The sequence below is a fragment of the Psychrosphaera aestuarii genome (assembly GCF_017948405.1).
Classification (GTDB): domain Bacteria; phylum Pseudomonadota; class Gammaproteobacteria; order Enterobacterales; family Alteromonadaceae; genus Psychrosphaera; species Psychrosphaera aestuarii.
Genome location: NZ_CP072844.1, coordinates 993679 through 1007872 on the forward strand (window position 1 = coordinate 993679; position 14194 = coordinate 1007872).

The following is a 14194-nucleotide window of genomic DNA, read 5'->3' on the forward strand; positions in this document are numbered from 1 at the left end:
TCATCAGTTTGTACGAGAATTCAAACTTGTACGATCAATGAAATTAAAAAAGTTACCGCAAAAAGAGTAAAAAAAAGCTAAAGTAAAAGAGTGTGAAGCGCATATCTCAGGTTAAACAAAAGGATACCTATGCAAACGGTTTTATTAATATTAGCCCACCCGAATTTACAGCAGTCAAAGATTAATTATCATTTGTTGCAATATGCGAAAGCGTTACCGTTTCTGCACATCCATGACTTAAGTGAAGAGTATCCTGATGGTGTAATAGATATAGAATCAGAGCAAAAACTACTCAGTAAATTTGAGCATGTTGTATTTCAGCATCCCTTTTATTGGTATAGCGCACCATCAATGTTAAAAGAATGGTTTGACTTGGTGCTTCAATATAACTACGCATATGGACCTTACGGAGACAAACTCAAAGGTAAAAGTTGGCTGTCAATTATAACTACAGGTGGCGGTCAAATGGCTTATTGTGAAACAGGTCATAACCGTTTTACGATGGAGCAATTACTTACACCGTTTGAACAAACCGCGCATTTGTGCCAAATGCAATACTTGCCACCCTTTATAATTCATGGTGCTAGAAAACTATTTGACGACAAACCGCGCTTAGCAAGCGTTAAACAAGACTATATTGATCGACTGACGTTATTATCGAAAATGACAAAAGACAATTCCTCTTCTACTCAAACAACCCAACCAAAAACAAACCAAGAGTTTGGAGCGCTATAGATGGAACATAATTTGTTAGCTGACGCGGTGACCTACCTATTTGCCGCTGTCGTATCTGTGCCCATCGCCAAACGACTGGGGCTTGGTTCGGTATTGGGATATTTAGTGGCAGGTGTCATTATTGGACCTTTCGCTCTTAGTTTATTAAGTAACCCAAAAGATGTGATGCATTTTGCAGAATTTGGCGTTGTGTTAATGCTTTTTTTAATAGGCTTAGAACTTAAGCCTAGTTTATTGTGGAAGTTGAGAGTACCCATTTTGGGTAGTGGTGGATTGCAGGTGTTTTTAACCACTTTATTCGTAACTGCAATTGGTTTGTTTTTTGGTTTACCTTGGCAACAAGCGTTAGCGATAGGCATGATTTTATCATTAAGCTCCACCGCTATTGCGTTGCAAAGTTTACAAGAGAAAGGCCAAATGAAGTCAACGGCAGGGCAAAGTGCCTTTGCTGTTTTACTATTTCAAGATATCGCAGTAATTCCAATGTTAGCAATTCTCCCGTTGTTAGTTTCCGCAGACTCAATGGGCATAATTACTCAAACTGAAGGTTTACATGGTTGGAAAAAAGGACTGGTTGCTGGTGGCATCATAGCGGGAATAGTTATAGGTGGCCGTTTTCTAATGAATCCAATATTTAGTTTCATTGCAAAAAGCCAAATAAGAGAAGTCTTTACTGCAACTGCATTATTACTTGTAATTTCAGTGGCGTTGGCAATGCAAGCTATTGGCTTATCACCGGCACTTGGAACATTTTTGGCGGGTGTTGTATTGGCGGAAAGTGACTACCGACATGAATTAGAGAGCAATATAGAGCCATTTAAAGGCTTGTTACTGGGCCTGTTTTTTATCTCTGTTGGCGCAAGCATCGACTTTAATATTTTTGCCGCGGATCCTGCATTAATTATATTTTTAACCATTGGATTGATACTTTTGAAGTATATGATCTTACAACTGTTAGGACGTTTTACGCCAATGGCTAAACCAGATCGGTACACTTTTTCTTTTGTTCTAGCACAAGCGGGTGAGTTTGCCTTTGTATTGTTTGCATTTGCGCTAGGTGTGAACTTATTGCCTCAAGATTTAGTATCACAACTTACATTAGTAGTCGCACTCTCCATGTTACTGACGCCACTAATGCTGATCGTAAATGATAAATACGTGCAACCTATGTTCCGTGAAACGCGAACTGTACCGGCATCTGACAGTATCTCTGAAGACAACAAGGTCATTATTATTGGTTTTGGTCGTTTCGGCCAAGCAGTAGGGCGACTTTTGGCAGCAAATAAAATACCAACGACGATTCTTGATCATGATGCCAGCCAAATTGATATGGTTAGACGATATGGCTACAAAGTCTATTTTGGCGAAGGTGAACGGCATGAATTGCTACATGCCGCAGGTGCGGAGGATGCGGAAGTCATTGTTGTTGCGGTAGATGAACCAGAACGTAGTTTACGAATAATTAAATCTATTCAACGTCATTTTCCACATGTAAAGATTTTGGCTCGTGCGATAAACCGTCCACATGCAACGGATTTATTAAAAGCCGGTGTGACCGCCGTTGAACGTGAAACGTTAGCGGGTGGCTTGGAATTAGGTGCAAAGGTGATGACGCAACTGGGCTGGAGACCAAACGCTGCTTGGCGTGCAAGTCGCTTATTTAAAAAGCATGATGACGAGATGGTTGAACAGTTAGCGACCATGACAGGCGATGAAAAGATGTTCATAAATCACTCGTTAGAAACGCGAAGTTTTATAGAAAAGACGCTTGAGGAAGATCAACACTGGGAGCATGAAGTTGATGAGCATGCTTGGGAACGACCGGGTAAACTGAAAAAAGACACTAAGTTGGATTAGCGTATTTTTTTAACCCGGTTTACAACAAAATACAAGCGACTAGAAAAGGTTTATATTTAATCAACTTCCTTCTTGTCGCTGTGTAACTCTTGCAAATCTTTAGGTGTTTCAGTCAATATTTTTTTACCAGTAAACATGGCGGAGATTAATGTTCCACCTTCGCGAATCTCAGTTATGACTACCGCAATAATATGAATCACGATTGAACACAATAAGGCGTAAAAGCCAATCTCGTGAATCTCTATAAATGGCGCGCGAAAAGCTCGCATCGCGTCATACGCGGCTACATCATAAGTACTCTTTGCGTATGGGAGGAGGGTTGTCGGATCGACACCAGGCTTTGCTATCCAATCAGCAATCCACGATCCAAAAGGAGGATAGAATATGTCTGTTCCTGCGAGTACTAAGCCCGTAACGGCTTGAGCGAATAACAGAAAGAGTAAAAGCACAACGGCGATACGCCCAAGAGGATTATGACCTATATATTGCTGTGGACGGCCCGCCTTAAAAGCCGAAGCATAACTCTTTACCTCATTAAAATAGCCCTTTCCACCAGGCAAAATAGCTTTCCATCGTGCATTTTTATTACCTACAAACGCCAAGAGGAGACGCAAAAATAAATTAAATGCGAACACGTAGCCAATCAATACATGAACGGTCTTTAATAGGATTTTTCCGTCGTTTGATAAGCCTAACGAACCACCGTTCATAATTACTATACCAACGGCGACTAATCCGATGATACAAAGCACATTTATCCAATGAAACCATCGAACACTGGCATCCCAAGCTTTATACGATTTAATATTCATAAAAGTATCCTTTGAGTTAGGTTCCTACTGTAGGCTTAATAAATCAACGTTGTACTGATCCAGATCAATACTAGCTTTGTAGCTAAATTGCTTTTACCTCTTCTGCCACCTCTTCTAATAATCTCATTCGTTCCGCGACATCGTCTGGAACAAAAGGAGAATCGTAGGGCTGATCTTCCCTAGTAAAAATGGACACCATCGATTTTCAATTTAACGCCAATTCAACCTCAGCCGGTGTTTCATAGCCTAAACTCGAATGTAACCGCTGTTCGATTCTATCAATGTCTGCTTTTTTGAATTGCTGCAAGCCTCCATTCCTGCTTCGCGGTTCTCCACAACGGGAGCCGTTAAGTATGGAATCGATTCACGTAACCAAAATCCCAAATTTACTTGCTAGCTTTCGACTTTAGCCATTCTTGAATATATAAATGCTCTTGCGTTCCGATTATGCTCATACTAGGGTGGCTACGATCTTCTACTTTTATTACTGATATTTTAGGACTTGATAAAGAATCAAAATAACTAAAAGGTGCTACCTGATCTCTAGTTGAAGCAAAAATAAGTACTGGACTATTTATCGCTTCGAGAATTGGCTTTATATTAGTTTCCTCAACTGAAACATTAGCTTTATTTAAAGCTACAATAGCCCCTTGACGGATTACTTCTTCTGAAAAAAAAGTAGAAATTATTGGCGAATAACTCGAAGCATAATTAACAGTGGCTTCATCAAATATAGTCATTGGCGCCAAAAGAATAAGACCTGAAATATCATTGTTACTAGCTAAGTATGATGCTGTAACAGCCCCCATAGAATTACCCAGAAGATAAAGAGGATACTCAATATTTGATTTTCTTTTTAATAGTTCATTAATAATCTTACTATCATTTACACCAAAACTGATTTCTCCATCAGAGTCTCCATGACCTAACAAATCAGGAATGATCACATTAAAACCAATAAATCGAAAATAAAGAGCTGAATTAGTCATAAACTCTTTTGATGCTTTAAACCCGTGAAGTAATACAACGGTTCCATGAAAAGTTTTCGATAACTCATTCTTAGTAATTTCTAAGGTAATATTTTCTGTTTTTTTACTTGCTTCAATTGCAACATCATACCGTAGGGAGTTTTTATTAGTAAAAGGTTGTGCTTCAAGATAACTAATACAAATTGAATTTATCGTTGAGCAATATTTAGATTTTACATACCCCTGACGAAGTAGATTTTCATTACTGCTTATACTTTCAAGCCTAAAATTTTGCTGATTTGAGATGTATTTTGATACAACATTAGAACAGCCACTAATAAGCAGTGTGAGAGTTAATAATAAATATTTTAAAATATATGTACGTGAAATAGTCACCTAAACTCCCATCGAGAGCTAACGCCTTGCATAAGCCTCATTTCGTAACAAGTTCCTTAATGCTTTTTACAACCAAATCACGGTCTGCGATGTGCAGATGATGCTTTTCTGACTCCGAATAGATAATTCGGCTATTTGTAGATAAACTTTTAAAGTAACTCTCTGCATTTGCATATAGGGAGTCCATTGACTTTGCGATTTCCTCGGGAACAAAAGGAGGGTCAGAACGCTCTTCGGTCTGTTTTGAACGTAAAATTATAATTGGCTTATCACCGAACTTAGCTGCTTCAGATAGAATTTTGTAGCTTTTCATATGATCTACTTTTTCAGGAACTCTTTCAAACATTGGATCATGAACACTTTGCTCAAAATTATAAAGACGCTTCAATTTTTCATTGTTTGTTTTAAAGTTTTCTGGCCACCTTGTACCCATAGTGTAAAAGTAGCCTAAAGGAGGAGGATCAATCAGCACAGCCCCCATAACCTCTTGTGGGTATAGGTTATTGAATGCCGTAATTATATAAGATGCATATGAGCCACCAGTAAAGTAATACGGCATTTTAACACCGGCTACTTGAAGCAGCTTTTTTAGCCTTTTAGCCATATCATCGACGGTGAAAGGCACGGGACCTTTTTCACTTTTTCCAAGACCTGCTCGATCATATAAACAAATACTGAAATCATCTTTCAATTGTTTAATATTCTCCAACCAAACCCCATCAGAACCAGAGCGACCAAAACCTTGCTCAAGTATTAATTGAGGCTTGTCATTTTCGTAGCACTCAAGATACAACTTAAACCCACCAACATCATATAGTCCTGACGTTGTAGGTTGTAACTCTTGCTCTGTACCCAGTGCACCAAAGCTAATAAAAATAGAAAATAACCATATAATTGATTTCATTTAGACTCCATTCCCTCGATGAGGCTTAACGCCCCAATAAGAGGCTAAAAACTAGTTGGTTATACTTTAACGAGGAGCGAGCGACAAACCAACTGATTTTTGTCCGTTTTTATTGGCTTGTTATATGCCCGTACTTGCACTAACATTAATGCGTATTAACTATGCGCATTGGTGGTAATTATGAGAAATGTACATTCAACACAGCCAACAAAAAAAGCAACAAACCTAAGCTTGAATAGCGAACTATTGGCTGAGGCTAAAAGGCTTAACATTAACTTATCGGCAACAATGGAAAAAGCGCTTGAGCGAGAAGTCAGCGCTAAGTTGCGTGATGAATGGATACAACAAAATGCTGATGCAGTTGAATCTTGCAATAAGTTGACCGAAGAGCACGGATTATTCTCTGATTCATATAGGACGTTTTAATGCCTCAATTTTCTCTATATAAAAACAAAGACAAGTCCACATCTAGAGCCTACCCTTTCTTTGTAGATGTTCAATCAGACCTGTTGAATAGCCTTGATACAAGGATAGTTATTCCATTGACTTCGTTAGAACTTCTTGAAGGATCGGCCCCAACCCATTTATGTCCGATCATTCATCTTGAAGAAGGTGATTTTGTAATTCTCACTCAACAGACAACAAGTGTCCCAACTAAGATGCTGAAAGAGGAAGTGACTGATTTAAGGGCTTTCCGCAATGAGATTATCGGCGCACTCGACTTTTTGATTACGGGCATATAACGCCCGGTTATGGGGCGAGTTTAGGCTTGCTATACTTTGCGACGAAGGAGCCCGGCAAGCAGTGACGATACTTTCTTCAATGACTTGTTAGTTGCTTGTACTCGATACAATTGCAGCAAATAAAACTATTACTATTGCCCATACTACAAGCTTTAACTTATTAGATTTTTCAGCTTTCCCTGACTCAGCGATATCACAGAACTTATCGTAAATTTCCAGTAATGGCTCTGCATCAGCAGTTTCACAAAAAATATCATAAAAGCTATTGTCACCATATGGTTCACATACTTTGAAGTTTTCACCTCTGTATGTGAATTCACAAAAGTCCTCCACTCCATGAGCGTTGGTGAAAAAGGTGATCTTGGAGTCAGGCAAAGACTCTACAAAGTTTTTCACGTCCTTTTTGTGAAAGAATGTATTGGAGAATCCAAAACAGCGGAACTCCCCATCATCATTTAAGTATTGCTCAATCTTCATGTGCAACTAACGCCCTGTTAACAGGCAATAAAATAGGTGGTTAAAATAAGCGACGCAGGAGCAAAAACCAACTGTTTTTTTGTCCTTGTTTAACAGCTTGTTAGCTACCCAACACACCTAATATCCAGTCATGATAATTTGACACCCTAACTTGATAAGCAGTAGTACCATACAAGCCACCTTTAAATGTAGATATATCGCCATGCGCTAATTGCCAACTTGATAAACCCACAAGAAAAGGGACACCTTCTTGAAAGGTAACAGAGGGACCTCCGCTATCTCCTGAACCATGCATACCCTCAAGTGGTAATGCATTTTCTGGTTCATCGAATTTGAATGCTAACCAGTTACCTTCCGCGCTTTCAATAATATTTTGAAACTGGTTCATCACTCGAAGTGATTTAGTATCTAGGTCTTCGCCAATTAATCCGTTTCCAGTAGCTCCCTTACCATAAACGGTTATTGTTTTACCTTTTTCACTTTTGCCTTTGTATATTTTGATTGGATTAACAGCTGTAACCTTTGATGATAATTTGATTAGTGCAATATCACTTCTAGATTTGAAAAATTTCATTAAAGGCGCTAAATCGCCTTTAAGTAAACTTTTATTAGGTTCAATGTAATCAGGGTGTATATGAACGCTTTCAATTTCATATGCTTTTGAACCAACCACTAGATCTTTTCCAACATAATCATAAAAAATAGTGTGAGCTACGGTCAAAACCCATTGTGAATCTATTAATACACCATGGCCTTCATGGGGCATATCAATTAGATATTCAGGCATTTTATCAAGAACATAATTTTCAGGTGGAACATCATGTCTCTTCACAACAGAATCGCTGTATGTAGAAAAGAAAATAATAGATAAGAAAAATAAAACTTTCATATTGCGTCCATGTTCATTAATGGGTAGCTAACGCCTCATTAAGAGGCTAAAAATAGTTGGTTAAAATAAGCGACGAAGGAGCAAAAACCAACTGTTTTTTGTCCTTTTGAATGACTTGTTATAACTCAATACCATTTAGCTAAATAATACTTCAAAATGGGTGCGCTAAAGAGTACGTATGCAAGTAACTGCCTTCGGTTAATTTATCATCATATTTAGATTTAAAGTGATTGATTATGTTTTCACATTTCTTATCTAAATACGTGTTATTCCCAAATGCATAAGAATATCCATTTAAAATTGCAAAAGTTCGTTCATTGTTAGGAAGTTTATCTGCTCTTAAGTGCTCAAGAAATTCGTATCGTTCGAGTAATGCCTGATACAAAGATAAGTTATTTAAACCGGAGTAACTTGGTATGCAATTTAAGGCTAATACATGCAGTAATTTTACAGGAACAAAGCTTCTAACAATGCTGGCATACATTTTTTCATTTTCAGTTATGTTGTCTCGATTTGAAATATAACAATCACTAAAATTTCGTTCTTTATTATCTACATCATTTTTACAAATAAACTTTAGTAGTTGATATAGGATTCGAAAATACTGTGAAAGCTCTATATCGTTAAGTATTTTGTTTTGGACTTCAATTAGCTCGGCTTTGGGACAGCCCTTTGGATCTAGTAGTATATTTAGGTCGTGAAGAAAATGAGAGTTATCGTCGAATCGGCACTTGAGCTCAGACAGTGTTGTATTATGTTGGGAAAGTAAGGAATAGAAGTTATCCTCAAACCGTTGCTGTTTTTGAGCTTCACTATTATTTTTAAGCTCCTTCCTTTGCAATAGTACTGTTACCAATAAACAAACAAATGATAATGACGCGAACGTGGCTCCAACTATACCACCAATATACGCTCCAAGAGCTCCCCAATCAGAAGGGTTACCACTCAAATTACTATCATGAAATTTTAAAATATAAGGAAAAAATGCGCCTAACAGTACTAATAAAACGAAAGTACTTGCGAGATAAATATTTTTTGTCATGTGACCTTAGTGCTCTATATGAAAGCTAAAATTTTGAATTAAACTCGAACTTACGATTTTGAGTTATAACGCCTGGTTAAGAGGCGAGTTTAGCTTGCTAAAATGTTTGCCGAAGGCTCGAGCAAGCTATTACGAGACCTTCTTGAACCACTTGTTATATTTTTTGTACGCTGTTACTCAGTAATGTTGCTATGAGTAATGACGGAGCTGCTGCATAAGCCATTGAAACAAATGGCAAGCTAAGCGCTGCAAATACAATTAAGAATAAAACAATAGGTAACGAAAAGTAAAACAAGTTCTGCTTGGTGAATTGTGAACAAGCTTTGCGAAAAGTGAGTACAAAAATTGAAGATAATAAAGAGGCCAAAATAACGATTAACAGGTTGGAAAAGTAAAACGCTGCAGCACCACCAATTTCCTGAATAATCTGGGGAACTGGCAATGCGGCCACTTCAGCGATAATGAAGATAAAAGAATAAGACAGTACGCAACCGGCTATAAGAGAAAGAATGTTTTTCTGTAGATTATCCATATTAGACTCCGTCCTTTGATGAAAATATAACGCCTGGTTAAGAGGCGAGTTTAGCTTGCTAAAATGTTTGCCGAAGGCTCGAGCAAGCTATTACGAGACCTTCTTGAACCACTTGTTATGCGCCAAGTTCTATATCCAATTTATAACATTTACTGCCCAATCTCCCCAAGACTGTGTACGAAAGACTGTATTCATTGCTAAGGCGAGAGCGCAAAACAAGGCAAACGATAATAAAGTACTCGCGTAAATGCGACCAGCTGACTTCCAGTCATAAACCATTAGCACAGCGTAAATTAGAAACATAAAAGCAAACATAGAATAACCTGGAATCGCAAGTAAATGAATAATGCGATTAAGTCCCTCGGGCATCATTTGGATAGCCGCAGCAATCATGAATCGTTTATGATTAGCCGAACTTTTAATGTTAAGAATACCCAAAACATAAAGAGTTAAGAAAATTAACCATTGAAGGAAAGTCCCTCCTAAGAAACCACCGGCTCTAATTCTAGCTTGGGGGTCTTCAGTGCCGAATACACCAAAACCAGTTAGCCTATGATAGAATTCAAACGCCATTATCGAACCTGTAATCAAGATCCCAACGACTAAAAAAACGCTTAGTTTCCCCAAAGTGCTGTGTGCAGTGTAGTTTCCTTTAGCAGATAACCTAATTTGATTTAAAAGCAATACATACCACGCGGCACTAAATACACCATGTAACCCAATCCATAGAGTTATTCGGCTTAAGCTGTCAGGTTTAGAAAACCAGCTCAATGCAAATCCGCCAAAAACAATGAATGTAATAAAAAGTGATAATAAATAAAAAAATCTTGTATCACCACAGTATATATTTGAGGTATTAACTTTCACTTAGATAGACTCCATTCACTAAAATAGTCCAATGATGCAATTTTTATAAATTTTTAAAGACGCATAACGCCCCAATAAGAGGCTAAAAATTAATTGGTTATACTTTAGCGGTGTTTGCGTTGTAAACCAATTGATTTTAGTCCTGCTTAATTGACTTGTTATATAACTAATCACATTCAGGAAGAACAATGTTGCATTGTTTAAAATCAAAGATTGTAATTACTTCGGTATCATGTGAAATAGTAGTTAGTTTTGAGAGGCTTGGCAGTTCCTGAGTCAAGTAAACTGGAGGTGGCGGCACTTGGCATGCACAGACGACTTTATACAGAGGTTCGGAATAAGTCTGGTCAGAAATATTGTAATTAACTCGATTATCCCAATACTCTTGAATTTGATGTTCACTAATTTCAATGTTTTCCAGTCCTGAAATTTTCGCCATAACTACAAATAGCGCTGACGATACAAGGACTGAAAAAGATAAAATTACAAGGTACTTCAAAGCTATCCTTAGTTATATAACGCCTCAATAAGAGGCTGAGTTAAGCTTGGCTAAAATCCGTGAGGTACGAACGCGAGCCAAGCTTGACGCGTCCGACTTTATTGACTTGTTATACACCGAACTATTTATTAATTGAAAGAACTACGTAATAAAAGACGAATACCAATGTCAGCAAACCTACTGAGGAGCACATACCTCTTCCGTAATTACGTTCCGCACTGAAGCCCGTATCGAATGACTTTGGATAAGTACCTAAAGTAAATATTTTACATATCGGCCAGCCTACCCAATAGCAAATGGTATAAAAAAATACTTCTGCGAGTATGTAACCAATAGCTCGAAAAAATCCACTAACTATTTCTTCCATCCACAAATTTCCAATAGGTGTATAACATTATATTATGTGGACATTGCGGTAATTTGCGTCCACCCATTGGAATTAACTTATCATAATAAGTCTGTAGTTCAAGAGGTTATAGCGTTGATGCTAAAGAAAGTTGTGTTGAACGGTGGTTATGAAGAGTTCAAGGTAAAATGTTAAGCACTTACTAATAGTATTTTAAATATAATCATAGGTTTAGAGTGTTTTCGATAGTTGGTATGAGAGTTACTGCGACTACTCAGTAAACACTATGTTTTTTCCGGGAGTTATACCGGGCGAGTTACATGCGATAACCGAAAACTCATAATGTATGTCAGCCGTTTCCGACTTTTTAACGATCAGTATTTCATAATCATTGAGCTCAATTACTCTAGTATTTTCTGGATGAGCACAACGAGAAAAACTATCTGCTTCGTAGTTATAAATGAATGCTGCCAATATTTGTTTTTGTACCAAATGAACGTTATTACTTTTTCTTAAAAGAGTATCCCGGGAAAAAGCATGCTCTTCCACATTTGTGATATGTAGTGCTGCATCCTTTGAGTCTTCATTGACCTCTGAGCCTTCATTGGCCTCTGAGCCTTTATGGGCCTCTAAGCCTTTATTTGTCTCTAATGTTAATGAATTGGCTTTTTCGTCCGAACTTATGAAGCCTACAAATACAGAACCAAGCAAGGGACTGTTTTGGTTTAAAAAGCCAGATTGGATACTACCAAACAGAAAAAATAGTAATAAAAAAGTGGCTAACAAGTAGCGAATGAATGCTGTGACGATAGGGAATCGATAGTCTGGTTTGTGCCAAATCTTATGGATACCAAAAGGCTTAAGTAAAATCAGTAAAATGAGATAGATGGGGAGTAATATCTGGATCACTAACAGCATTAAAAAGCTGGATAAAATGAACCAAGTAGGGATGTTAATAATCAGCGCCATATTATGGCTATAAGTTAGGCTGTCCGCACTAACGTGGGTAACCTCATTAACCAAGCCAGATGCTGAAGCAAGCGCGGTGTTTGCCATGATTGCATAAAAGGTAAGAATGAATGCTTTACCCTGTAAACTATCCCAGACTTTTAAAAAGTGGGGCCAAAACTCATTCGTCAGACCAATTAAAATAATGACTACAGGTAGGGTTAGATGAGCAAGCTCTATTCCTTCAGGGAAAATCATTACGAATAAAAGAACAAACGATATCAAATAACATATTTGGGCAAACGTTAAGCTTGTCCAAAATGACTTTAACTTTGAAAATGTGCGCACGAGTTTAGTGTTTACAATTGAAACCTTTTCTATTGCTCGAGTGGCATATTTGCGTGACAGGCTAGGGACATGGTGTAGAGTTTGCTGGGTAATAGCTACAAACTTGCGTATGTGTGGTGAAACGTCCATTTAATCAAAGCCAGTAAAAATTGATTCGCCTATAATAACGGTTACTAGCGCTTAGGCAAGTGTCTGTTTCTGCTAACTGTATTGTTTTTTAATTTTAATCAGACTTGAATTTGCTGAAATAGCCACCAGTTACATAGGTGTGAGTAAGAAAGTCTTTTGATTGTAAATAAAAGAGAGTACACTTAAAAAACACTATCGGTATTAACCGTTGGTTCCAGAATTTTTACATGGCTTTGACACTCTTAAGAGTAGATTAAGAACAGTCAATACTGTGACCCGGCTTACGGGGCTGATTCAGGATTCGACAGGATTGATGATTCCGGCGGTGCACGTCGAGGGGCGGTTTGCCTCGTTAAAAGCCGCAAAAAAATAGTCGCAAACGACGAAAACTACGCACTAGCAGCTTAATACCCTGCTGAGAGCTCTTTTGCCCTAGCTTCCGTCCGTAAGACGGGGAACAACAAAAGATCAAAAACCAAACGGAATAGTGGCGCGACTCCAGCCTGAGAGGCAACCCACGAATTTTAAATCAGGATAGTCGTTGAGTGGCGTGTCTGTCCGCAGCTCCTCGGTGAATTTAAAGACTGACTAAGCGTGTAGTACCTAAGGGTGACCTTTTCTGGACGCGGGTTCGACTCCCGCCAGCTCCACCAATAACGAAACCTCGACCTAAACAGTCGGGGTTTTTTTATGCCTTAATTATCCATTACTAAACTGTTATAAGTGTTATCGTTACATGCATAATCAAAAGTTGAGGCTATTATTCCTAGAGTAACGAGAAGGTGTGGGTAAATATGCGGGCAAAATTACTGGGGATCACTCTGCCAATAATCATTTAAAATTTCCCACGCTTCTTGTTCGGTATCAACTATGAAAAACAGCTCTAAATCTTTGTATTGAATTGTGCCTTGCTCTGCAAGAAAGTTAAAATTAATGACTTGGTTCCAATAACTTTTTCCCATTAAAATAATTGGCATAGGAGCAATTTTTTTGGTTTGCATTAACGTTAACGCATCAAGCAGTTCATCCAAAGTTCCAAACCCACCTGGAAAGGCAACTAAAGCACAAGCTCGTTTTAAAAAGTGCATTTTTCTTATAGCAAAATAATGAAACTGGAAGGTTAATTCAGGGCTAATATATGGATTTGGGTTTTGCTCAAAAGGTAAAACAATATTAAGGCCAATGCTTTTTCCACCGGCATCGAATGCGCCTCTGTTGGCGGCTTCCATGATGCCCGGCCCGCCACCGGAAACGATGACATACTGTTTATTTTCATGCTCCATCGACAGTTTGGTAATTCTTTTTGATAGCTTACGAGCTTCATTGTAAAAAAGACTGTTTGCTAAAATAGATTGTGCAGTTTTAACTTTTTGCGCCGTTTCCTGGCAATTCGGTTGTGTTTCCTGTTGCTGTTTGGCCTTTTCCAGTCTTTGCTCTGCTAATTCAGGCTCTGGTATTCTAGCGCTTCCAAAAAATACAACGGTCGATTCTATCCCAAGTTCCTGTTGAATAATGTCGGGTTTTAACCATTCAAGCTGCAGCCTAACGGCACGGAGTTCGTCACGAAGTAGGAATGACTTGTCAGCATAAGCAAGAGCATATGATTGACAAATTTTATGACTATGTTGAGCTAATAATTCGTCATCAGCGGCTGATGGAAATATTGAATGAGGCTTTTTAGGTTTAGTCATAACGTACTCTT

The 14194-nt window shown here is 38.1% G+C and carries 15 protein-coding genes and 1 other RNA gene; 5 read left to right on the plus strand and 11 right to left on the minus strand.

Going from position 1 to position 14194, the window contains the following annotated elements; genetic code table 11:
- Window positions 1-129: 129 nt before the first annotated feature.
- Together J9318_RS04575 and J9318_RS04580 are read left to right on the plus strand one after the other, a co-directional pair.
- Window positions 130-735 carry an NAD(P)H-dependent oxidoreductase gene (locus tag J9318_RS04575; protein WP_210561684.1) on the plus strand — a complete coding sequence of 202 codons (606 nt, stop codon included), beginning with the start codon at window positions 130-132 and terminating at the stop codon, window positions 733-735.
- Window positions 736-2592 (plus strand): monovalent cation:proton antiporter-2 (CPA2) family protein, encoded by a 1857-nt coding sequence (locus J9318_RS04580; protein ID WP_210561686.1) that lies wholly within the window; start codon window positions 736-738, stop codon window positions 2590-2592. It begins immediately after the preceding gene.
- Window positions 2593-2648: 56 nt separating this feature from the next.
- On the opposite strand, the gene J9318_RS04585 is transcribed toward J9318_RS04580, so the two are convergent.
- From J9318_RS04585 to J9318_RS04595, 3 genes are all read right to left on the minus strand, one after another.
- Window positions 2649-3404 (minus strand): cytochrome b/b6 domain-containing protein, encoded by a 756-nt coding sequence (locus J9318_RS04585; protein WP_210561688.1) that lies wholly within the window; start codon window positions 3402-3404, stop codon window positions 2649-2651.
- A 386-nt stretch (window positions 3405-3790) separates the two neighbouring features.
- Complete coding sequence (locus J9318_RS04590; protein ID WP_210561690.1) at window positions 3791-4768, minus strand: alpha/beta hydrolase; 978 nt, start codon at window positions 4766-4768, stop codon at window positions 3791-3793.
- Between the two features lie 37 nt (window positions 4769-4805).
- Window positions 4806-5672 (minus strand): alpha/beta fold hydrolase, encoded by an 867-nt coding sequence (locus J9318_RS04595; RefSeq protein ID WP_210561700.1) that lies wholly within the window; start codon window positions 5670-5672, stop codon window positions 4806-4808.
- Between the two features lie 180 nt (window positions 5673-5852).
- Here J9318_RS04595 and J9318_RS04600 point away from each other — a divergent pair, with 180 nt between their 5' ends.
- Both J9318_RS04600 and J9318_RS04605 read left to right on the plus strand, forming a co-directional pair.
- Window positions 5853-6098 (plus strand): type II toxin-antitoxin system CcdA family antitoxin, encoded by a 246-nt coding sequence (locus tag J9318_RS04600; protein ID WP_210561702.1) that lies wholly within the window; start codon window positions 5853-5855, stop codon window positions 6096-6098.
- The gene (locus tag J9318_RS04605; RefSeq protein WP_210561704.1) at window positions 6098-6415 is read left to right on the plus strand and encodes a CcdB family protein; all 318 of its coding nucleotides are present in this window, start codon (window positions 6098-6100) and stop codon (window positions 6413-6415) included. Before J9318_RS04600 ends, J9318_RS04605 begins: the two co-directional genes overlap by 1 nt.
- Before the next feature lie 87 nt (window positions 6416-6502).
- Here the strand turns inward: J9318_RS04605 and J9318_RS04610 are convergent, their stop codons facing one another.
- The 7 genes from J9318_RS04610 to J9318_RS04640 all read right to left on the minus strand — a co-directional run bounded on the left by J9318_RS04610 (window position 6503) and on the right by J9318_RS04640 (window position 12492).
- Entirely contained in the window at window positions 6503-6892 is a 390-nt protein-coding gene (locus tag J9318_RS04610) for a hypothetical protein (protein ID WP_210561711.1), read from the minus strand.
- Between the two features lie 100 nt (window positions 6893-6992).
- On the minus strand, window positions 6993-7781 hold the full coding sequence (locus J9318_RS04615; RefSeq protein ID WP_210561713.1) for a trypsin-like serine protease: 789 nt from the start codon (window positions 7779-7781) through the stop codon (window positions 6993-6995).
- Between the two features lie 151 nt (window positions 7782-7932).
- Window positions 7933-8823 carry a putative phage abortive infection protein gene (locus J9318_RS04620; protein WP_210561715.1) on the minus strand — a complete coding sequence of 297 codons (891 nt, stop codon included), beginning with the start codon at window positions 8821-8823 and terminating at the stop codon, window positions 7933-7935.
- Between the two features lie 154 nt (window positions 8824-8977).
- The gene (locus tag J9318_RS04625) at window positions 8978-9355 is read right to left on the minus strand and encodes a hypothetical protein (protein ID WP_210561717.1); all 378 of its coding nucleotides are present in this window, start codon (window positions 9353-9355) and stop codon (window positions 8978-8980) included.
- A gap of 129 nt (window positions 9356-9484) precedes the next feature.
- Entirely contained in the window at window positions 9485-10222 is a 738-nt protein-coding gene (locus J9318_RS04630; protein ID WP_210561719.1) for a hypothetical protein, read from the minus strand.
- A gap of 166 nt (window positions 10223-10388) precedes the next feature.
- The gene (locus J9318_RS04635) at window positions 10389-10721 is read right to left on the minus strand and encodes a hypothetical protein (RefSeq protein WP_210561721.1); all 333 of its coding nucleotides are present in this window, start codon (window positions 10719-10721) and stop codon (window positions 10389-10391) included.
- Window positions 10722-11337: 616 nt separating this feature from the next.
- Entirely contained in the window at window positions 11338-12492 is a 1155-nt protein-coding gene (locus J9318_RS04640) for a hypothetical protein (protein ID WP_210561730.1), read from the minus strand.
- 285 nt (window positions 12493-12777) lie between these two features.
- Here J9318_RS04640 and ssrA point away from each other — a divergent pair.
- Window positions 12778-13145: a transfer-messenger RNA gene (ssrA, locus tag J9318_RS04645) on the plus strand.
- 153 nt (window positions 13146-13298) lie between these two features.
- On the opposite strand, the gene J9318_RS04650 is transcribed toward ssrA, so the two are convergent.
- Entirely contained in the window at window positions 13299-14183 is an 885-nt protein-coding gene (locus J9318_RS04650; RefSeq protein WP_210561732.1) for an LOG family protein, read from the minus strand.
- Window positions 14184-14194: the final 11 nt, after the last annotated feature.

Coding starts and splice junctions, on each gene's coding strand:
- J9318_RS04580 (WP_210561686.1), top strand. CDS start 736: ATGGAACATAATTTGTTAGCTGACGCGGTGACCTACCTATTTGCCGCT.
- J9318_RS04615 (WP_210561713.1), bottom strand. CDS start 7,781: ATGAAAGTTTTATTTTTCTTATCTATTATTTTCTTTTCTACATACAGC.
- J9318_RS04650 (WP_210561732.1), bottom strand. CDS start 14,183: ATGACTAAACCTAAAAAGCCTCATTCAATATTTCCATCAGCCGCTGAT.
- J9318_RS04595 (WP_210561700.1), bottom strand. CDS start 5,672: ATGAAATCAATTATATGGTTATTTTCTATTTTTATTAGCTTTGGTGCA.
- J9318_RS04605 (WP_210561704.1), top strand. CDS start 6,098: ATGCCTCAATTTTCTCTATATAAAAACAAAGACAAGTCCACATCTAGA.
- J9318_RS04600 (WP_210561702.1), top strand. CDS start 5,853: ATGAGAAATGTACATTCAACACAGCCAACAAAAAAAGCAACAAACCTA.
- J9318_RS04640 (WP_210561730.1), bottom strand. CDS start 12,492: ATGGACGTTTCACCACACATACGCAAGTTTGTAGCTATTACCCAGCAA.
- J9318_RS04585 (WP_210561688.1), bottom strand. CDS start 3,404: ATGAATATTAAATCGTATAAAGCTTGGGATGCCAGTGTTCGATGGTTT.
- J9318_RS04620 (WP_210561715.1), bottom strand. CDS start 8,823: ATGACAAAAAATATTTATCTCGCAAGTACTTTCGTTTTATTAGTACTG.
- J9318_RS04575 (WP_210561684.1), top strand. CDS start 130: ATGCAAACGGTTTTATTAATATTAGCCCACCCGAATTTACAGCAGTCA.
- J9318_RS04610 (WP_210561711.1), bottom strand. CDS start 6,892: ATGAAGATTGAGCAATACTTAAATGATGATGGGGAGTTCCGCTGTTTT.
- J9318_RS04625 (WP_210561717.1), bottom strand. CDS start 9,355: ATGGATAATCTACAGAAAAACATTCTTTCTCTTATAGCCGGTTGCGTA.